At 38.9% G+C, this 20,590-nt stretch carries 20 protein-coding genes; 14 read left to right on the top strand and 6 right to left on the bottom strand.

Annotated features, from left to right (window positions below; all coding sequences use genetic code 11):
- Positions 1 to 45: 45 nt before the first annotated feature.
- The 6 genes from ccsA (B9A52_RS01265) to B9A52_RS01240 form a co-directional block, all read right to left on the bottom strand.
- A complete protein-coding gene (gene ccsA / locus B9A52_RS01265) occupies positions 46 to 2,574 on the bottom strand; it encodes a cytochrome c biogenesis protein CcsA (RefSeq protein ID WP_084118588.1) in 2,529 nt (842 codons plus the stop codon).
- A 27-nt stretch (positions 2,575 to 2,601) separates the two neighbouring features.
- Positions 2,602 to 3,018 (bottom strand): cytochrome c maturation protein CcmE domain-containing protein, encoded by a 417-nt coding sequence (locus tag B9A52_RS01260; RefSeq protein ID WP_084118587.1) that lies wholly within the window; start codon positions 3,016 to 3,018, stop codon positions 2,602 to 2,604.
- 57 nt (positions 3,019 to 3,075) lie between these two features.
- On the bottom strand, positions 3,076 to 3,318 hold the full coding sequence (locus B9A52_RS01255) for a CcmD family protein (protein ID WP_084118586.1): 243 nt from the start codon (positions 3,316 to 3,318) through the stop codon (positions 3,076 to 3,078).
- Positions 3,315 to 3,995: a cytochrome c biogenesis protein CcsA gene (ccsA, locus tag B9A52_RS01250; protein ID WP_084118585.1), complete on the bottom strand. Its 681-nt coding sequence runs from the start codon at positions 3,993 to 3,995 to the stop codon at positions 3,315 to 3,317. Before ccsA (B9A52_RS01250) ends, B9A52_RS01255 begins: the two co-directional genes overlap by 4 nt.
- Before the next feature lie 332 nt (positions 3,996 to 4,327).
- The gene (locus tag B9A52_RS01245) at positions 4,328 to 4,993 is read right to left on the bottom strand and encodes a heme exporter protein CcmB (RefSeq protein WP_084118584.1); all 666 of its coding nucleotides are present in this window, start codon (positions 4,991 to 4,993) and stop codon (positions 4,328 to 4,330) included.
- A 71-nt stretch (positions 4,994 to 5,064) separates the two neighbouring features.
- Positions 5,065 to 5,880 carry a formyl transferase gene (locus B9A52_RS01240; RefSeq protein ID WP_084118583.1) on the bottom strand — a complete coding sequence of 272 codons (816 nt, stop codon included), beginning with the start codon at positions 5,878 to 5,880 and terminating at the stop codon, positions 5,065 to 5,067.
- Between the two features lie 201 nt (positions 5,881 to 6,081).
- On the opposite strand from B9A52_RS01240, the gene htpG reads away from it, so the two are divergent.
- The 14 genes from htpG (at position 6,082) to B9A52_RS01170 (ending at position 20,576) form a co-directional block, all read left to right on the top strand.
- On the top strand, positions 6,082 to 7,965 hold the full coding sequence (htpG, locus tag B9A52_RS01235; RefSeq protein WP_084118582.1) for a molecular chaperone HtpG: 1,884 nt from the start codon (positions 6,082 to 6,084) through the stop codon (positions 7,963 to 7,965).
- Positions 7,966 to 8,130: 165 nt separating this feature from the next.
- A complete protein-coding gene (locus B9A52_RS01230; protein WP_084118581.1) occupies positions 8,131 to 9,276 on the top strand; it encodes a hypothetical protein in 1,146 nt (381 codons plus the stop codon).
- Positions 9,273 to 10,520, top strand: coding sequence for a hypothetical protein (locus tag B9A52_RS01225; RefSeq protein ID WP_084118580.1), 1,248 nt, complete (start codon positions 9,273 to 9,275; stop codon positions 10,518 to 10,520). The genes B9A52_RS01230 and B9A52_RS01225 overlap by 4 nt, the downstream gene beginning before the upstream one ends.
- A 91-nt stretch (positions 10,521 to 10,611) precedes the next feature.
- Complete coding sequence (locus tag B9A52_RS01220) at positions 10,612 to 11,028, top strand: RrF2 family transcriptional regulator (RefSeq protein ID WP_084118579.1); 417 nt, start codon at positions 10,612 to 10,614, stop codon at positions 11,026 to 11,028.
- A 73-nt stretch (positions 11,029 to 11,101) separates the two neighbouring features.
- Complete coding sequence (locus tag B9A52_RS01215) at positions 11,102 to 11,374, top strand: DUF2061 domain-containing protein (RefSeq protein WP_084118578.1); 273 nt, start codon at positions 11,102 to 11,104, stop codon at positions 11,372 to 11,374.
- Entirely contained in the window at positions 11,349 to 12,053 is a 705-nt protein-coding gene (locus B9A52_RS01210; RefSeq protein ID WP_084118577.1) for a phosphoadenylyl-sulfate reductase, read from the top strand. The genes B9A52_RS01215 and B9A52_RS01210 overlap by 26 nt, the downstream gene beginning before the upstream one ends.
- A gap of 151 nt (positions 12,054 to 12,204) precedes the next feature.
- Positions 12,205 to 13,104 (top strand): sulfate adenylyltransferase subunit CysD, encoded by a 900-nt coding sequence (cysD, locus tag B9A52_RS01205; RefSeq protein ID WP_084118576.1) that lies wholly within the window; start codon positions 12,205 to 12,207, stop codon positions 13,102 to 13,104.
- 216 nt (positions 13,105 to 13,320) lie between these two features.
- Positions 13,321 to 14,574, top strand: a complete 1,254-nt coding sequence (locus B9A52_RS01200) for a sulfate adenylyltransferase subunit 1 (protein WP_084118575.1) — start codon at positions 13,321 to 13,323, stop codon at positions 14,572 to 14,574.
- A gap of 166 nt (positions 14,575 to 14,740) precedes the next feature.
- The gene (locus tag B9A52_RS01195; protein ID WP_084118574.1) at positions 14,741 to 16,843 is read left to right on the top strand and encodes a HEPN domain-containing protein; all 2,103 of its coding nucleotides are present in this window, start codon (positions 14,741 to 14,743) and stop codon (positions 16,841 to 16,843) included.
- Positions 16,840 to 17,613: a uroporphyrinogen-III C-methyltransferase gene (gene cobA / locus B9A52_RS01190; RefSeq protein WP_084118573.1), complete on the top strand. Its 774-nt coding sequence runs from the start codon at positions 16,840 to 16,842 to the stop codon at positions 17,611 to 17,613. The genes B9A52_RS01195 and cobA overlap by 4 nt, the downstream gene beginning before the upstream one ends.
- Positions 17,614 to 17,860: 247 nt before the next feature.
- Positions 17,861 to 18,442: a precorrin-2 dehydrogenase/sirohydrochlorin ferrochelatase family protein gene (locus tag B9A52_RS01185; RefSeq protein WP_084118572.1), complete on the top strand. Its 582-nt coding sequence runs from the start codon at positions 17,861 to 17,863 to the stop codon at positions 18,440 to 18,442.
- A 259-nt stretch (positions 18,443 to 18,701) separates the two neighbouring features.
- Positions 18,702 to 19,286, top strand: a complete 585-nt coding sequence (locus B9A52_RS01180; protein ID WP_157370036.1) for a hypothetical protein — start codon at positions 18,702 to 18,704, stop codon at positions 19,284 to 19,286.
- A gap of 46 nt (positions 19,287 to 19,332) precedes the next feature.
- A complete protein-coding gene (locus B9A52_RS01175) occupies positions 19,333 to 19,962 on the top strand; it encodes a DUF2490 domain-containing protein (protein ID WP_084118570.1) in 630 nt (209 codons plus the stop codon).
- 119 nt (positions 19,963 to 20,081) lie between these two features.
- Complete coding sequence (locus B9A52_RS01170; protein ID WP_084118569.1) at positions 20,082 to 20,576, top strand: serine hydrolase domain-containing protein; 495 nt, start codon at positions 20,082 to 20,084, stop codon at positions 20,574 to 20,576.
- Positions 20,577 to 20,590: the final 14 nt, after the last annotated feature.

The raw sequence follows: 20,590 nt of genomic DNA, 5'->3' as shown, positions 1-20,590 counted from the left end.
CATTAATTAAGCAACTGGAATTACAAACAAAACCATATTTGAAAATTATTCCAATCCTTTATCCCTCATTTTGCTGAACTCGTCGTACCTTCTGTAAATGGCAACAGTAAATCCTATCAGCATAATAATAGTGCCTATCCAAAGGATATTGATTTGTGGTTTCACAATTGCTTTTAGGACCACATAGTCCTTTTGATAGCGATTGACTTTGAATGAAAACTTATTGGATTCAGGTAGGATATTTTCTAATTCCACTTTTACTCCTAGTTCATTATCAACTGATGGAATTCTGCCGACCTGATTTCCTCTGATAATGAATATGGGTTCAAGTCTTTTTTCCTGATCATAGTCCATTACGACAAGTTTGGCTTTGACAGCAACATCCCCTTCCTTCAGGTCAATTCCATCCAAACTTGTAAGTACTTCCCCTCCTTCAAATGTGGTGACAAAGTCAGCTATATAGAAGGTCTCTCCCGGTGCTACCTCAAAAAATTCATCTTCTCGCCACTCAGGATCTTCGTAGTCATTGATGGCAGAGACAAAAGTGTAAAGGTCTCTGTTCACAAATCTTCTCGAATCCGGAGAAGAAATAAGCCCCATGGAACTATTGAACTGTGACATTGGATTCAGGGAAAACTGAAATACATCATCTTTGAAATAGTCAATTTGAAAATAATCGTTTTCCTCAAGAATTACGGTTACGGTATCCCCTTTTTGATGATAAGTTCTTCCTCTGCCTGTGATCTCATCCAAAGCAACATATTCATTGGTATTATCAGTTGATTTGAGCAAATTGACATTCACATAGCCCGGGACTCCCTTCACCTTTTTCTGACGTCCCCTATAAATTGCCGTAAATTCTTTTATCTGAGTTGGTTTATTGATCCAAAGCAGCACATGTTCTTTGTTCAGTTCATCCTCCCAGCTGTTACTATAGGTAAGGCCTGACATGTTATAAGAAATGATTTCTGAATAGCCTGATGAGAACATTACCCCAATCAATATCAGTCCCAAGCCAATATGGGCAAGAGAACCTCCAGCTAATTTGAAGGTTGACTTTTTCAATAGTTTCGTTAGAATTGTCGCATTTGCAACAATCGTAAAAGTCGCTGCCAATACAACTATAATATAGGACAGGTCATAAACCTTACCCCAGACAATAATCACGGCTGACAAAATTACAGAGATGACATAAGGAATAACCAAAGCTTCCCGCAGGACTTTCCCATCTATTTTATTCCACCAGAAGAACTGTCCAACAGCAGTAAGCAAGGCTAAAGCCACAGCAAACCAAAGTTGGAATTTAGTATAAAAGCCTACTTGATCGGCAGGAGGTGCCATATTTGAAATCCCTCCGAAACTTTCCACGATTGCATTCCAGACAGGAATGGAAGTAGGAAGGATAACCTGAAAAGCCATTAATGATAGCGTAGTAGCGCCGATAAAAATCCAGAATTCCCTGGAATAAACTGATGCTTCTTTTTCAGAAGTAGGTATGTGTTTCCAGTTTTTGGCAGCAAGAAAGACAGCCACAAAAAGGAAAAACAACATATAAATCAGCAATTGACCCGAAAGCCCCAAATCGGTAAATGAATGGACGGAAGAATCTCCCAAAACCCCACTTCTCACCAGGAAGGTAGCATATAGGACCAAAATAAAAGAAGCAATTACCAAGACGATAGAAGACTTCAGAGCAGTACTGCTTTTCTTAAAAGTAATCATGGTATGGATAGCTGCTATCATTATCAGCCAGGGTACGTATACCGCATTTTCAACCGGATCCCAGTTCCAATAACCGCCAAAATTCAAGGTGACGTAGGCCCAATAGGCACCCATAATAATTCCCATTCCTAGGATCATGGCTGAGAAAATTGCCCACGGCAAGGCAGGGCGAACCCACTCGGAATACTTTTTGGTAGCCAAACCTCCCATAAGAAAAGCGAAGGGTACCAAAGTAGAAGCATATCCCAGAAACAGGGTCGGTGGGTGGATTACCATCCAGATATTTTGGAGCAGGGGATTAAGGCCAGTACCATCCTCGGGAACGAAATCAGGGTTAATTTGGAAAATAGGGGCACTCATAGCATCCCTCAAAAGGATAAAGGGTGAGCTTCCGATTTTCAAATCTCCAATCACTACTCCTAGTATCATTGAAACCAAGAAAGCCTGAACCAGGGCAAAAACAACCATGACAGGACCTTCCCAAAATTTATTGGTATGGATAAGAATCAATCCCAACACTACATTCCAGAAAATCCAAAGAATAAATGCACCCTCCTGACCTTCCCAAAAACTGGAAATCATGTAATGAACAGGTAGTGCTTTGGATGAATGCGAATAAGCGTAGAAGTATTCGAATCTATGATTATAGATGATTTCAAAAAGTGAGAAGGCAATAGTAATACTCGCTAACGAATGAATATAAAACACTGCACGGCTAAAGCGTTTCCAATTTGCTTTTTCCAATTCAGGTGCAATGGTGTACTGATAATAAGAGTAAGCGGCTACAATCGCACTGACAAAAGCCAATATAACTGCAAAGTGGCCTAAATTACCGGCAAAGGTATTGATCATGGTTACTCGGATAAATTGTTGGATTCGTTACATGCTGGCATTGCTGACTTCTGTTTCCTGATATTTGGACGGGCATTTCATCAGGATTTTGTCTGCTACAAAAAGATCGGGATTTTTATAGGAACCAATTACAACAACTTGTTCGGCTCGGGCGAAATCCGCAGGTACAGGTTCATTATAAAATACTTTTTGTTCCGTTCCGTCATTATCCACCATCATAAAATAAAAGGATGTCTTATCTTGATTTACTTCTATTCCTTCTACCGTACCTGAGATGCTCTTTTTCAATTGCCCTACCACATGAATGGATTTGTCATCTCCATTCATTTTCAAATCTTTGGCTGTTGCAAAACTTTCATAAGTACTCGCATCCCCGATCATTGACATGATGATAATTATGGCCACTCCAATGATTCCCAAACCAATAATATGTCCTTTTTTCATAAATATTTATTTCATCTTTAACTAGAAAAGCCTTTGAAAGAAGCTTGTTCCTGACGATTAATCTTCTAGTAGTTTTTCCAATTTACCTACCTTTTTATCCGTCGCAATTACATAAACCAAAATTCCTGCAAAAACAATCCCGATTATTCCTACCAAGACGTAAATTTTTCCTTCGGAGCGCATAACATCTGCCATTTCCACCCTGGAGTTTTGGTAATCATCTTCTGTAATAGCAATTTTCTCCTGGGCAATACCCTGAAGACTTATCAAAAGAAACAAAACTATTAACCATTTTTTCATGATACTTGGTTTATCAATCTATCTTCAACTTTTCTTTCTATTCTTCTCAATCTAACCCTGACTGTTGCCATCCATGTCCCCATCAAGGTCCATGCGATGATGGCCGGATAGAATACCATCCTTAATTTACTGTCAAGGTCATAAGCATTAAATCCCGGATTACCACCATTCCCAGGGTGCAGACTGTCTGTTAGCCTTGGCAATACAAATATCAAAGGTATAAATGCAGCAAAGGCAAAAATGTTATAAACTGCACCGATTCGGGCTCTCTGGTGAACATCCGTGAGAGAGTTTCGGAGAATGAGATAGGCAAAGTACATCAACAAACCTATGGCCGATGCATTCTGTTTTGGATCTCCGCTCCAATAATCTCCCCAGGTGAATTTGGCCCAAAGCATTCCCGTTACAATTCCCAACACACCGAATAAGATTGCTGCATTGGTAAATTCAATGGCCACATCATCATTCTTCAGGTCATTAGTTCTTAGAAATTTGATGCTGTAAATGACTGAAACGACCAACATCAGGATCATACCAAACCACATAGTGACATGAAAATGTAATGCCCGGATGGTTTCATTGAGGATGGGTAATCGGGGAACATCAAGGAGAAGTCCTGCTGTAATGGTATATGCCAATAAGACGATAGTGAGGATTTTCCACCAGCTTTTTTTCATTTCAGGGATTTTTCTAACTTAATCGCAAAAATAAGTCATAAGTTCGTGATTCCTGTGCATTTTGTAATTTAAGTTGGGGTTGGATGTAAGGTTTCCCGCTAAGGCGCAAAGGTGCAAAGAAAATGGAAGAAGTTAGATTTCCAGCAAAGACGCTAAGGCGCAAAGAAATTCAAATTAATTTATTGTTCACAAAACTTGTCCTGAGTATAGGGAGACACAAAGTCACTAATTCTAAGAAGTCATAAACAATTCATGTGCCTTCTATATCCTCAAAAAATTCCTTTGCGTCTATGCACCTTTGTGGGATACATTTTTCTTAATAAATTACTTCTCTAGCTTCTCCACAAATAAGGAAACAGAATATATCCTGTCACTGCTATAATCGCATTGATGGCAAGAAGAGTTACAATTTTGTCCACACTCACTGACCAGTCCAACCCGTCAATGGCATTTTTTGAAACACGGATGGTCATCAATAAAATCGGAATGATCACAGGAAAACTCAGAATTGCCATCAAGGTGGCATTGTTACTTGCCTTGGATGCAATTCCGGAAACCATGGTCAGACAAGCCGAAAAGCCTATAGCACCTAAAATGAGGTTCAAAATAAACAATCCCTGATCTGCCACAGGATTGCCAAGAATGATGCTGAAAACCAAATATCCTAAGAGTGCCAAAATCAAGGTCAAAAGGGTATTATAAATCATCTTGGATATGATGATGGATTCCGGAGCGGCGATCATGTAATAATACAACTGCCTTCCCTGATGTTCCTGAACAAAGCTTTTGGCAACTGCATTGACAGCTGAAAAAAGGATGATGATCCAATACAAAGCATTCCATGTCGGAATATCGATATTTCCCTGTTTTGCTCCCACGCTGAGATAGGTGATAAAAACCGCTGAGACTACATACAATAAGATGCCGTTCAAGGCGTACTTTTGACGCCATTCTAGGGTGACTTCTTTTTGGATGAGTACGGAAATTTCTTTGAGCATGTGATAAAGATAAAATGTTTAGGAAACCTTAAGGAACGTTTAAGTCTAATTTGAAAAAAAATCATGACAACTTATTCATTCAAATAATAATTGATGGAACACTCTCGTGGTTCTGTTTTTAGCTTACCCAAAGTTTTTTTGACAAGATATTTTAAGTTTAGGAAAAAAGTACGTTCGGTTTGTTTGTAATTTCTTCCAAGCTCATTTTGAGTAAGGCCGATAGGTTTTTTTTCGCTTTTTTCGATTTTTTTCAAAACCTCAACCGCTGCCTCAGCAACCAATATAGTGGTTTTTAGGTCAATAGAAACTTCGCTTTCATTTCGGTTTAAGGAGGGGAAGGCTTTGGCAAGAACATTTCCTCTGTCTACCCCTTTATTGATGTAATGGACACAAGCACCGATGTAATTGGAATCATTGTTCATCAAAGCCCAAAATAAAGTGTCATTCCCTCTATACTCAGGAGGTATGCCATAATGTACATTGATACAAGCGATTTTAGGTATTGTCAAAATGGATTCCTTCAAAATTGGAGCTGCGCAGGTAAAGATAATGTCCGGTTTCAGAGATTTTAAAAAAGCTATACCCTTTTCTTTTCTTAGGTCATTTTGAGGGAAGTCAATTCTTTGTTCCGGAAGGTTATAAAGATTTAATTTTTTCAATTCCTTAATAAGGAATAGTTTATGGATTTTCGAATAAAATTTCTTTCCATTTTTGTTCAGCCAAGAACTTGAATTTTCTCTCACCCCATCCCGAACTCCGTTTCCCGCAGAATTTCCGCCCGATGATGCTCCTATCTGAATGATAACAACATCTTCAAAATTTTTTCTGATTTCATTAACTACTACACTTTCCCTTGGAGTACATCTACTGATAACGACTACCTTCATTGTGATTTACTTTTTTAAGTTGTTGAAGATAGGAAAAGTTTATTTTATGGAAGGAGCCTTTTTAATATTACTTATTGAGTTTTGTTGAATTAATGGTTAACTCTAATGTACTGCCAAATTGACATTCTTAATGGTTTGGAACAGGCATTGATAAGGATCCATTGTCAAAATGTTTAATAATAATTAAAATTCTATATAGCTATGCAGGAAAAAGGTACCATCTCGATACATACCGAGAATATCTTCCCGATCATCAAGAAGTTTTTATACTCTGACAATGAGATTTTTCTCCGTGAATTGGTTTCCAACGCAGTGGATGCCACCCAAAAAATCAAAAGACTGGCCACACTTGGTCAATACACCGGAGAACTTGGTGACATCACCGTTGAAGTAGCCTTTGACAAGGACAAAAAAACCATTACCATTTCCGATCGCGGTCTTGGAATGACAGCAGAAGAAATCAAAAAGTACATCAATCAGATTGCCTTCTCAGGTGCAGCCGAGTTTGTAGAGAAATTCAAAGATGCCAAAGATGCCAATGAAATCATCGGTAAATTTGGTTTGGGTTTCTATTCAGCTTTTATGGTTGCGGACAAAGTGGAAATCAATACCCTTTCTTACCAAGAAGGCGCTGCAGCTGCCAAATGGACCTGTGACGGAAGTACCGAATTTGAGATCAGTGCCGGGGAAAGAAAAGAGCGTGGAACAGATGTCACACTATTTATCAATGCCGATTCTGAGGAGTTTCTTGATAAATGGAAGCTTCAGGGAATTTTGGACAAATACTGTAAATTCTTGCCGGTTCCAATCAAGTTTGGTACAAAAACCGAAAGTGTAGAAGATGGAGTCGATGATAAAGGTGAAAAGAAATGGAAATCTGTGGAGGTGGACAATATCATCAACACCACTTCCCCAATCTGGACGAAGTCTCCCAATGACCTGAAAGACGAGGATTACCTGGCTTTTTACAAGCAATTGTATCCAATGAGTGAAGATCCCTTGTTCTGGATTCATTTGAATGTGGATTATCCGTTCAATTTGACCGGAGTCTTGTATTTTCCAAAAATCAAAAACGATTTTGAATTCCAGAAAAACAAGATCAAGCTATTCAGCCGTCAGGTATTTATTACCGATGAGGTAAAAGACATTGTGCCCGAATTCCTGATGTTGTTGCACGGGGTGATTGATTCACCGGATATTCCATTGAATGTGTCAAGGAGCTTCTTACAGGCTGATAGCAATGTGAAAAAGATCAACAGCTATATCACCAAAAAGGTGGCTGACAAATTGGGCGAGCTTTTCAAAAAAGACAGAAAAGCCTATGAAGAGAAATGGAATGACATTGGACTCTTTGTGAAATATGGAATGATCAGCGAGGATAAATTCGCCGAAAAAGGCAAGGATTTCGCTCTGCTGAAAAACACAAAAGGGGAATACTTTACCTTACCTGAATACAAGGAAAAGGTAAAAGCCATTCAGACAGACAAAAATGAGCAGACCATCTATCTCTATGCTACCGATGTCAACAAGCAGGATGGATTTATCCAATCGGCCAACAAAAAGGATTATGATGTTTTGGTAATGGATTCTCCTATTGACAGTCACTTTATTCAACATGTGGAAGGCAAAGAGGAAAAGACCCAATTGAAGCGGGTAGATGCTGATGTTGCAGAAAAACTGATCCAAAAAGAAGACACTTATGCCAACTTGTTGACTGAAGAACAGTCTACCCAGGTCAAAGAAATCTTTGAAAAAGCGATCAATAACAAAGACTATACAGTAGAAGTCGAAGGCTTGAGTCCTGAGGAAATGCCTGTCACCGTGACCATGGATGAGTTTATGCGCAGGATGAAGGACATGGCACAGATGGGAGGCGGCATGAGCTTCTACGGAGCGATGCCTGACCACTATAAAGTAGCTATCAACGGCAACCACCCTGTAATTGACAAACTGCTCAAGTCCGAGGATGAAGCCGAAAAGGAGAAATTGGCCAAACAGTCATTTGATCTGGCCTTGTTGTCTCAAGGCATGCTGACAGGTAAGGACCTTACAGAGTTTGTGAAGAGAAGTGTGGAGTTGATTTAGAACATTTAGGTCTTCCAAGCTGGACACAATAGTTTAAAAGTCTAGTAACCTTGAAAAGCCATTGAAGTTTGGAAAAAGCTTCAATGGTTTTTTGTTTTTCAACTGGTCAGAATTTATTTTGAGAACCTGTCATTGAAATTTTTCTTTTAATTGATTGATTTGCGAATGGATAAACTAATTTTAATCATATTTCTGATTTGTGTATGCTGGGGTTGTAAACTTAATCAAACGGAACATGTCCACACAATTTCCGAGCGGCAGGAGAAATACTCAAATATCCTGATAGAAAAAGTCAGTTTGGAATTGGATTTTAATTCCTTTGTAGGATTTTTTGCTTACGGAAAGAATACCCTTTTTTATATTGATCAGCTTTACACTCAGGTTCATACATTTGATCCGGAATTTAATAAAATTGGTGAATTCTTGGGAAAAGGTGATGGTCCGGACAGGCAAAATGTCATCAACGGCTTTTTGCCATTTGTTGATGCTCAGCGCCATTTGATCGTAGGAGGCTATGAGACGGTATTGTTTGATTTGGATTTTTCCAGACAATCCAGTTATCCTATCAGGTGGGACTATTCTGATAACTATTCGGATATGGAAAATTTCCCAAAAGCTTCAATGATTGGACTTTATGAAATTGGCTGGCGGCCAAGAGGGACTAATTTATCTGTGTTGGTGGATATGGATAGTAAAGAAATGATTTTCCCGGTGGAAATGAGTCATCCAAAACTTAATGGGTTTTTACATAAAGAATATTATGAAAGTGTCCATACCATAGGGAAATACAATATGGACAGGAAGAAAATTTCCACGGTTCTAGGACAGCGTTCCCCGGTCTACCTTGATCATCCATTTATTCCTAATTTTGATTTTTTTTACCTCGAATCCGTTTCAGATTCAATATTGGTATCATTTGCAGTAGATCCAATGATCCATGTATTGGATGCAGAAGGTAATCTTATTGGTAAGTTTGGATTTCCGGGTCAGGATTTTAAATCCAATTATCCTGCAACCTCCTCCATAGATGATGCTTTGGCTAACTTTGAAATTGATTTAAATAAGGCGGGGTTTTATGACCATATTTATTATGATAAAAAGAGTGGCTATCTGTTTAGGTCCTATTTTCCTGAAGGAAAAGGTAAAGGATATTCCAGAATCCAGGTATTTGAAAATCATAGCCTTATTGCCGATGTAAAGGTCCCTGAGAGATTTAGAGTTATCGGCAATTCCGGCGATTGGTTTATTGCAGATGGGATTTTGGATGAAAAGGAGGAAGAAATGGCAGTTTATAAATTCGTATTGAAATGAAAAGGTTTTTGGAGCTTGTATTTTTTATACTGCTTTTTCATAATGAAGTCTTGGGACAAATGCTATTGGTCAAAGACCAAAATCAAAAACCCATACCCTATTTTACCGTGACCCAGGAAAATGGAAAGAAGATTTGGGTCGGAAATCAAAATGGTGAATTGTTGCTTTCTGAATTAGGGACACATATTTGTGGTCTCGAAATCCGACATGTGGGTTATGTCACACGATCATTTTGTGAAAATCCAGATGAACCCAAGCGTGATTTAATTGAAATTGTTTTGGTGGAAGGTCTGATTGACTTGGAAGAAGTACATGTATCCAAAACTGATGAAGACAAAATCCTTAAAATCGCCATTCAGAACCTTAATTCGGCTTTGGGTAGTTTGTCCTATGCCAATGGTCAATACCTGGAAAAAACTGAAAAGGAAATCTTTCAATCTTTTGGCCTGCTTAATTTTTACACACCCATCGACAGGACAAAAAAAGTAAACCTTTTTAACTCAGGAAGATTTGGTTTTATACATGAACATATCAGGTTATTCAATTTTGATGAATCAGAAATTCCATATAAAACTCATTATAAATATTTTCAGGAGCTAATCAATGATGTTTTATGGGAGACCCTGAATGTTCACAACAAGTCATTTGAAGCCGTAGCTTCCAAAGTAGAAAACAATGTACTATCTGTATATTATGAACACGTTGACAAACCCATCAAATTAACCATAGCAGAAACTGGACTGATCAAAGAAATACAAGTTGGGGAGCTGAGGACAAAATCTTCAAATGGTCATGAAATTGAATTGCTTGAACTGAAAATCAGATTTCTTCATTATAAAAATGATGCCTTTTTTAATGAAATTTCGCTAAAATCGAAGGCAAATGGATCATTGAGAGAAATGTTTCTCCTTCTTCATAGTTTTCCCGTAAATGTCACCTTGCCTCCCACTATGTCGTCTAAAAAGGATATTGATGCTTACTTCAGTGCTGTTTCAAGTCACAGCAGTTATCCGGATGTCTTTTGCGGGGAAACGTTTTTTAATCTCCCAAATACGAAGTTCTATTCGAATCAAATGGTCAGTAGGATAAATAGTCCAAATTTGGGGAAAAATTTTGCGGTTTGTTATGCCTACCATGAAAAAATGGATGATACAGATCCCCTGTCTAAGGATTACGTGAGAAAATCAAATGAATTTGCGATTCAACTTTTGCAGTCGTTAAAAAATGTTGACCTAACTTGGTAGTGAATTTTTTCTTCATCAATTTTCTTATCAGTTCACTTAATTGGTAAATGCCACCCTTTGCCGTCCCGATTTTTCCCCTATTTTTGTACCTATGCTATCCAAAAAAACCAAATACGCTTTTCATGCCCTGACCTACCTCGGCAAGCATAGAGACCAAAAAACCGTTTTGATCCAAGACATTTCCGAAGAATATGGTATTTCCCATAAGTTTTTAGAAAATATATTACTTGAACTCAAAAAAGCCGGCATTCTGGGAAGCAAAAAAGGCAAAGGAGGAGGCTATTATCTGATCAAAGAACCTAAAGATGTCCCACTTTCCAAAGTTATCCGTTTGCTTGATGGGCCTATAGCTTTATTGCCATGTGTAAGTCTTAATTACTATGAACCCTGTGTGGAATGTAAAAGTGAAGTGAATTGCGGCCTAAACAAAGTCATGATACAGGTGCGGGATGAAATGCTTAATGTATTGGAAAACAAGTCATTAGCAGATATTTTAGATAAAGAATAAAATTTTTTTCTCATTTACCCTATAATATTTATAGGTTTTATATACTTTTGCTTTTGGGATTAATAAATAATGTATGATTTTAGATCAGCCTCTTAAAAAATGGTTTGTAAACAGCAAAGGTCAGGATACCAATGTCAAGAGTTTTGCCAAATCCATCTCCTGGAGAATAGTAGGTACTTTAGATACCATGGTGATTTCATTTTTTGTGACAGGGCAATTGGTTATGGCATTGTCCATCGGTTCCATTGAGGTGGTCACCAAAATAGCCCTTTATTATCTTCACGAACGTGCCTGGGAAGGCGCCACAAAAATCGAAAAAGATGAGCCTAAAAACGAATTTGCATGATTTGAGTGAAAAAGTTGAGAAGCTGGACCCTGTAGAGGCACTTGGCTTTTTGTCTGATCTCTTTCCGGGGAAAGTAGTCTTCTCTACCTCATTGGGACAGGAAGATCAGGTGATTACCCAATTGATTGCAGAAAGTGACCTGCCGGTTCATATTTTTTCTTTGGATACAGGGCGGCTCTTTCCCGAGACTTTAGATTTGATTGCAAGAACAGAAAGCAAATATAAAATTAGGATTCAGGTCCTATATCCTGAAAGACAATCTGTGGAAAATTTGGTGGAAAGTAGAGGAATCAACGGGTTTTACGATTCGGTGGAAAATAGAAAATCCTGTTGCCATGTGCGAAAAGTTGAACCTTTAAAGAGAGCTTTGGCAGGAAATAGCATTTGGGTAACAGGTCTTCGCGCAGAACAAAGTGCCAATCGTTCCTCGATGAGAAAAATTGAGTGGGATGAAGCCAATCATATCATCAAATTCAATCCTTTGCTGGATTGGTCTTTCGATCGAATGATGGCATATATAGAAGAAAACAAGATTCCTTACAACCCATTACATGACAAAGGATTTATCAGCATCGGCTGTGCCCCATGTACGAGAGCCATATCAGCAGGTGAAGATGCCCGGGCAGGACGGTGGTGGTGGGAGGATTCCAAGAAGGAGTGTGGGTTGCATGCTAAGTAAGACGCTAGACGTGAGACATAAGACACAAGACTTCGGAAATCATTATTCATAATTCGACATTCGATATTCAAAAATTAGAATAATGAACATGGAACACCGAATGAAGTATGATGAAGTAAAAAGAAATTAAAAACAAAAAGATTCAATTGCTATGTCAAACCTATTGATACCGAACCCCAAAGAAGCAGAATCGATTCATATCCTTAGGGAGGTGGCTGCGCAGTTCGAAAAACCCGTGCTGTTATTTTCGGGAGGTAAAGATTCCATTACTTTGGTCAGACTTGCACAAAAGGCTTTTTATCCAGCAAGAATACCTTTTCCCCTCTTGCATATTGATACGGGCCATAATTTTCCTGAGACTATTCAGTTCAGGGATCAGCTTGTAGCGGAATTGGGCTTGGAATTGATCGTGAGAAATGTTCAGGACTCCATCGATCAGGGTAAAGTCACAGAAGAAAGGGGCAGGTATGCAAGCAGAAATACTTTACAGACTACCACACTATTGGATGCCATTGAGGAATTCAAGTTTGATGCCTGTATCGGAGGTGCCAGAAGGGACGAAGAAAAAGCAAGGGCCAAAGAAAGGGTGTTTTCAGTTAGAGATGACTTTGGACAATGGGATGAAAAAAATCAGCGTCCAGAGCTTTTCGACATGCTCAATGGCAAAATACACCAAGGTCAGAATGTTCGGGTTTTCCCGATATCCAACTGGACTGAGCTTGATGTTTGGGAATATATCAAAACAGAAAATATCAAAATACCTTCCATATACTTTGCCCATAAAAGAGAGGTCTTCTTCCGTGACGGATTGATCTGGACTGCCAACAAGCATGTATACAGAGAAAACCACGAAGAGGTATATGAAAAAATGGTCCGATTCAGAACTGTTGGAGATATGACCTGTACAGCCGCAGTGCTTTCAGAAGCAGAAACCCTTGATGCGGTGGTCGCTGAAATCCGGGATTCCACCATCTCAGAAAGAGGCGCCAGAATTGACGATAAAAGATCAGAAGCCGCCATGGAGAAAAGGAAGAAGGTAGGGTATTTTTGATCTGTAAGTACAAAGTATAATGTACCAAGTACCAAGACTACCAGTTGGTTCAAGACTTCAGTCTTGGACCACAAACCTTGCAGTCTTCAGACTGCCCACAAGAGTCTTAAAAAAAATCAAAATGTCTTCTTGCCTTCGTGAAATAAATATAAAAGATAAAAGTGATAGATGGACGAAGTCTTATGTCTCACGTCTCACGTCTAACATCTAAAAAAAATGGAAAGTAAAAAACTCATAAAAATAGCTACAGCCGGCTCGGTAGATGACGGTAAAAGTACCCTGATCGGAAGATTGCTGTATGATACCAGATCATTGACAACCGACAAGTTGGAGGCTATTGAAAAAACAAGCCGGCAGCGTGGTTTTGATTACCTTGATTTTTCTTTGGCTACTGATGGATTGGTCGCAGAAAGGGAACAAGGTATTACCATCGATGTGGCTCATATTTATTTCAATACGTCCAAAACCAACTTTGTCATAGCAGATACTCCCGGGCATGTAGAATATACCCGTAACATGGTGACCGGAGCTTCCACTTCTCAGGTTGCGATCATATTGATCGATGCAAGAAAAGGAGTCATTGAGCAGACATACAGACATTTTTTTATCAGTAACCTACTCCGAATCAGCCATGTGGTGATTGCGATCAATAAAATGGATTTGGTAGGCTATGATGAAGATGTATATCTCAAAATAAAATCAGACTTTGAAGCTTTGGTGGAAAAAAGTAACTTCATTACAGAGCAAATTACATTTATTCCCATCTCGGCTTTGAAGGGTGAAAATATTGCCAAGAAATCGGATTTGATGCCATGGTTTGTGGGGAATACCCTATTGGACCATTTAGAAGTTTTGGAAACTGAAGATCTACAGGAAAGTTCTGTTGCCCGCTTCCCGGTTCAATATGTCATCCGACCAAAAACCGAGGCATTCCATGACTTTAGAGGTTTCTCGGGAGTGCTTTATGGAGGAAATCTGAAAGTAGGCGATGAGGTGACTGTATTGCCCTCTTTCACCCAATCCAAAATCAAATCCATAAGTTTCTTCGATCAGGAATATGAAGTTGCCACACCTGGAGCATCATTGACCATCGCACTTGAGGATGAAGTCAATATCAGCCGAGGGGATATGTTGGTCAAATCCAATGAGCTTCCCAAATCCGAAAAGCAAATCGCTGCCACGATCTGTCAGGTCAACAGTAAGCCTTTGAAGGTCGGTGATAAATTTACATTGCAACATGGCGTAAACAGGGTTCTGGCAAAGGTCGATAGCATTGAATCCCTGATCCACACCGACTTCTCAGGCGAGGAACCTACGCAGCAATTGAAACTGAATGATATCGGGAAAGTAAATTTACGATTAAGCAAACCTATTCACTTTGACAGTTACACCGAAAATAAATCCAATGGCAGCTTTATACTTATCGATGAGGGAAGCTATGATACCGTGAGTGTTGGGTTTATTGAGTAGTACAATGTACAAAGTACCAAGACTACCAAGTATTTGGATCTGGTTAATCAAATAAATCAAACTCATAGGCACCTCAAATTCACCAAAATCTTGAATTAAACTGCTCTTGGTACTTCGTTCTTGGTACAATCAAAAACTCTACTTAACCTATAGATTAAAATAACAAATGCAAAGCTTCAGAACTGAAATCGAAAATCCCATTGTGGAAAAGGACATTCTTGAATTGGAAAGGAAAATCAGGCTTTTCAGGGAAGGAAAAATTGATGAGGAAAAATTTCGTAGTCTCCGCCTAGCCCGGGGAGTTTATGGACAAAGGCAGCCCGGTGTACAGATGATCCGGATCAAATTGCCTTATGGAAAAGCTACAGGAGAACAGTTGAAGAGGATTTCAGATGTTTCTGACAAATACTCCACCGGAAGACTTCATATCACTACCCGACAGGATATTCAGATACATTATGTCAGCTTGGATGAAACTCCTGCGCTTTGGGCGGAATTGGAAAAAGATGATGTGACCTTAAGGGAAGCATGTGGAAATACGGTAAGGAATGTGACTGCTTCAGAAACTGCCGGTGTGGATCCCAAAGAGCCATTTGATGTCACCCCTTATGCCGATGCGGTTTTCAGATATTTTTTGAGAAATCCGGTTTGCCAGGAAATGGGCAGAAAATTCAAAATGGCTTTCTCTGCTTCAGAGGAAGATACGGCGCTTAGTTACCTGCATGACTTGGGATTCATTCCTCAGTTAAAGGTAGAAAATGACCAAGAAATAAGAGGTTTTAAGATTCTCCTTGGTGGAGGCTTGGGTTCCCAGCCAAGGCACGCTGACTTAATTACAGAGTTCTTACCAACAGATGAATTGATTCCTTTTATAGAAGGTGTATTAAGGATCTTTGACAGACATGGTGAACGATCCAGAAGGCTTAAAGCCAGGATGAAGTTTCTGATCAATGAATTAGGTCTTGAAACTTTCCTGAAATTAGTCGAAGAAGAAAGAAAGGCTTTGCCATACAAAAAATATCCCATTGACGCTCAAACCTATGAAGAATCCAAAGTGCTTCCTCAGCCTGAATTTCCCTTGCTGGAGGAGCCTTTGGATTTGACCTATGAGCAATGGAAACTGACCAATGTGCTACCACAAAAACAACCTGGATTTGTTTCCATTGGGGTAAAAGTACACTTGGGTGATTTTTATACAGATCAGGCCAGACAATTGGCAGATTTGGTGAGCAAATATGCAGGAAATGAGCTGCGATTCACTTTAAGGCAAAATATCCTCATTCGGGATGTGCAGGTTGGAGCTATACCGTTTTTTTATCAAGAATTGAAAAGAATAGGCTTAGCGGATGCGGGTTATGATAGTTTTGCAGACATCACAGCCTGTCCCGGCACAGATACTTGTAACCTTGGGATAGCAAGCAGTACGGGTATTGCCAAGGAACTGGAAAAAGTCATTTTGGCCGAATATCCCCAATACCTCAAAAACAAAGACCTGACCATCAAAATCTCTGGCTGCATGAATGCCTGTGGGCAGCACAACATGGCCCATATCGGTTTTCAGGGCATGTCCATGAAAGTAGGGAAAACTGTATTTCCAGCACTTCAGGTACTATTGGGAGGTGGAACACTCGGAAATGGTAACGGTAGATTTGCGGATAAAGTCATCAAAATTCCTAGCAAAAGAGGTCCCGAAGCACTAAGGATATTGATCAATGATTTTGAAAAATTTGGAGAAATTGAAGAGCCTTTCTTGGATTATTATGATCGAAAGGGGCAGATATATTTTTATGATATCCTCAAAGTCCTTACCGAAACAGAAACCCTGACCGAGGAAGATCAGGTAGACTGGGGAAATGAAGATGCCTATAAAGTGGCAGTAGGCGTTGGTGAATGTGCCGGTGTGGTCATTGATTTGGTAGCTACCTTATTGTTGGAGGCAAGAGAGAAATTAGAACTTTCTGAGGAAGCGTTCAAAGAAAAAAGATGGTCAGACAGTATTTATCATACCTATGCCGGATTGGTCAATGCAGCAAAGGCAATCCTTTTGAGTGAAGGCAAAAGCACCAATTCCTATGCAAATATCATCGCCCTTTTTGATGAAACATTCACCGAAACCAATAAGATTGAATTAACAAAAACCTTTGCTGAAATTACCTATCAGATCCAAAACAATGAACCGACAGAGGATTTCGCTAGGCAATATTTTGGGGATGCAGTTCAGGTTTTTGAGGCAATCAGTGCATTTAGAGAAAAGGAGGTAACGGCATGATACAGAAAGTAAAACCAAAAGTTACCCTTGTGGGTGCGGGACCCGGTGATCCCGAATTGATTACATTGAAGGCAGTTTTGGCATTGAACAAAGCAGATGTTGTTCTATATGATGCACTTATTGACAAGTCACTACTCAAGCATGCACCTGCCCAAGCCATCAAAATATTTGTGGGTAAAAGAGTGGGGAAACACAGTTGCCCACAGGATGAGACCAATAGGCTATGCGTGGAATATGCTTTGAAACTCGGACATGTGGTGAGGCTAAAGGGAGGAGATCCTTTTGTATTTGGTAGGGGTTCCGAGGAAATTGATTACATAGAAGCCTTCGGAATCACTACGGAAGTGGTGCCCGGCATTACATCTGCTATCGCGGTCCCAGGATCAGTAGGTATTCCGGTAACCAAGCGTGGAGTTTCAGAAAGTTTTTGGGTCATTACTGCAACTACTACCAATAGTGAACTTTCACGGGATATTGCCATAGCTGCCCAATCTACTGCAACAGTTGTGATATTGATGGGAACCAAAAAGCTTCCGGAGATCGTAGAAAGTTATCTGAATGCCGGAAAGGCAGAACTTCCAATTGCCATTATCCAAAGCGGAACAACCAAAGAAGAAAAGATTGTAGCCGGAACAATACAGGATATACAGGCCAAAGCCAAATCCTCTGGAATTACTGCCCCGGCCATCATCATCGCCGGAGAAGTGGTCAGGGAAAGTTATATGTTGAGGGATATTTATCAGGAAGTGGTCAGTTTGGAAATAAGGTAGAAATATGCTTCGCAAAATATATTGAAATATAATCCCTGATATAATTTTAGAATAGGCATTATTGAAATACAATTTCAATAGGTTTTAAGAAAAATTAAGGAACCAAATGGCAAGAAATAGCTCAAAATATTTCAATTTATTTCTATCATTTTTCAATGGTATTTTGAAAGTCTTGCATCTTGTTTCTTGTCTCCCCGATTCTCGGGGCAGGCTTTGATTCTTAATTCTTCGATCTAAAATCTAAAATATGAATTCTCTCTACCCCATCTTTCTCAAAGTGCATCAATTGAACATCCTTTTGGTTGGGGGTGGATTTGTGGGGACGGAGAAACTTTCTTTTTTGCTGAAAAGTAGTCCCAAGGCTCAAGTGACAGCTGTTTCCAAGGTTTTCAATGAGGAGTTTTTAAAATTGGCACATGACGCTCCCAACGTGACTTTGATTGAAGATATGTATCATGAAAAGTACCTTGGCGCCAAACATATTGTCATTGCGGCCACAGATGATAAGGCTGTCAATAAGCAAATTCATGATGAGGCCAAGGAGCGTTATTTATTGGTCAATGTGGCAGATACCCCTGATTTATGCGATTTTTATTTGGGTGGAATCGTGACCAAAGGAAATGTCAAAATTGCCATTAGCACCAATGGTAAATCCCCTACTACAGCAAAGCGTTTGCGCCAACTTTTGGAAGAAGTGATCCCTGAAGACATCAATGAATTGGTCGAAAATATCAATAAATACAGAGAAACCTTAAAAGGGGATTTTGAATACAAAGTCGAGGCTTTGAATAAACTGACCGAAGGCCTTGTGGAGAAAAGTAAATTCTAAATTCCTTCAATTTATACCTTTGAAAGGTAAGTTTTTCTAATCTTGATTATGAGGTGAACTATACCAAGGGGGATAACTTCAATAGATTTCTCTAAAATGGAAAACTCAACTTTTTTCAAAAAATCAAGTTTAAAATCAAAAACATTAACCTTAATTAAATTTACTATTTTTAAATTCTTCTTTTTCCTTAGAAATGAAGAAACCTACATAATTTGGATGCCCGGGAATGTGTTTCACTAAAAATGAAAAAAGAAAATCAATGTTTAAATTTACCAACTTCTTCATTGTATTATTGATTTTGGGGATGGCTTCCACAAAGCTATTTGCGCAAGAAAAATTTGAAAGGGAGAGTCGACTGAAACGTATTGATGTCCCTGAAAAAGCTTTGGGTTTTATTGATTCTTTGAAGATAAAAAGTAGGGTTAAATGGTATTTTGAACAGGGCCTTGAGCGGAGTAGTATAGAAGCCAAATATAAGAAAGATAAAAAAAGACATAGTATAGAATTTGATTCACTTGGAAATATTGAAGATGTTGAAATCGAATTACAATGGAAAAAGTTGCCAATAAAGCTTCAGGATTCCATCATTTCCCAACTTCAGAAAGATTGCACCAAACACAAAATTGAAAAGGTTCAAATTCAATTCACAGGGGAACTAGAAGCATTATTTGCTAAATTAAAAATACCTGAGAAAGTTGTCCCTTTAACTACTCGATATGAAATTATAGTGAAGTGCTCATCAAATAATAGTGTGAATCTATTTGAATACTTGTTTAATGAGGATGGGGTAATAATTTCCAGGTCAAAAATAATTTTTAAAAACAGTAGTAACCTTGAGTTTTAACAGACTAATTCCTTTCCTTTTGTGCTTTCTTTTCGGGGGTACAGTTATGGCTCAAAGTACTTATGAGGCAGGATTGCTTCCAGCTTTTAATTTAAATAAAAAGTTAAAGAATGATTGGTCACTTAACTCAAGAATAGAATCCCGTCAACTTTTTTTGAGTGGTGGGAGTAATGAAGACAGGATTAGTCAATATGAATATGTGCTTACGGACATTTCCATGATTGCAGCCAAAAAGGTTGGTTTAGATTCCAGGATAGCGGGTGGATACTTGATGAGAATTGAAGATGGAGAAATAATTCATAGGTTTTCGCAGCAGTATACCATTGTAAAACGGAAGTTTGGATTTAGGTTGGCTCATCGTTTTTTGACTGATCAGACCATTTCTCCGGTTGAAAAAACCGAGTTTAGATTGAGATATAGAGTAACTGCCGAAATCCCTTTGAACGGAAAATCCGTGGACCCCAAGGAATTTTATCTGAGACTTAACAATGAATATGTCAATAGTTTACAGGATTTCAACTACGATCTTGAAATAAGATTGGTTCCACTGCTTGGGTATGCTATAAACACTAAAAATAAGGTGGAAATTGGTCTGGATTACCGAATTGATTCTTTTTTGGCCAATAATCCCAGTCAGAGTTTTTGGACAAGTTTGAATTGGTTTATCGATTTATAAAGATTGATTTGTCCCGAATTGTGCTTTTATAATTACTGTATTCTATATTTTAGGTTTATTCTTTGTTACAATCCAAAGCCATTCCTAAATTGAGCTTAAATCCATACCAAATCCGGTCTATGAAAAATCACCTACTTCTGTTTTTTGTTTTTTCACTGTTTTTTTTCAACCAGGTTCAAGCGCAAACTGCCACTGACTTTGTAAAACTCGATGCTTACTTTGAGAAGATGGTTCAAGATTGGGATGTCCCCGGAGCCAGTATTGGAATAGTAAAAGATGGACAGCTTGTTTTTACCGGGAATTATGGTACCAAAGAGGTTGGAAAAAATGAGAAACCGGATTCCAATACCCTTGATGCCATCTCTTCCAATTCAAAAGCCTTCACATCGGCAATAATCGGTATGTTGGTTCAAGAGGGTAAAATGGGCTGGAACGATAAAGTAAAAGATTACCTGCCTTATTTCTCCCTGTATGGCGATCCTTGGATAAGCGCAAATGTAACTATCCGAGATCTTTTGAGCCATAGGGTAGGTTTGGGCACATGCAGTGGGGATGTCATCTGGTACAAATCCGAAGCAGATGCTGAGGAATTGAAGCCGAAGAAGATTAGATAATCCCACAAAGACAC

The organism is Aquiflexum balticum DSM 16537, from assembly GCF_900176595.1.
Taxonomy (GTDB): domain Bacteria; phylum Bacteroidota; class Bacteroidia; order Cytophagales; family Cyclobacteriaceae; genus Aquiflexum; species Aquiflexum balticum.
Note: the sequence above shows the minus strand (reverse complement) of the source record. Positions and strands in the feature narration are given on the sequence as shown.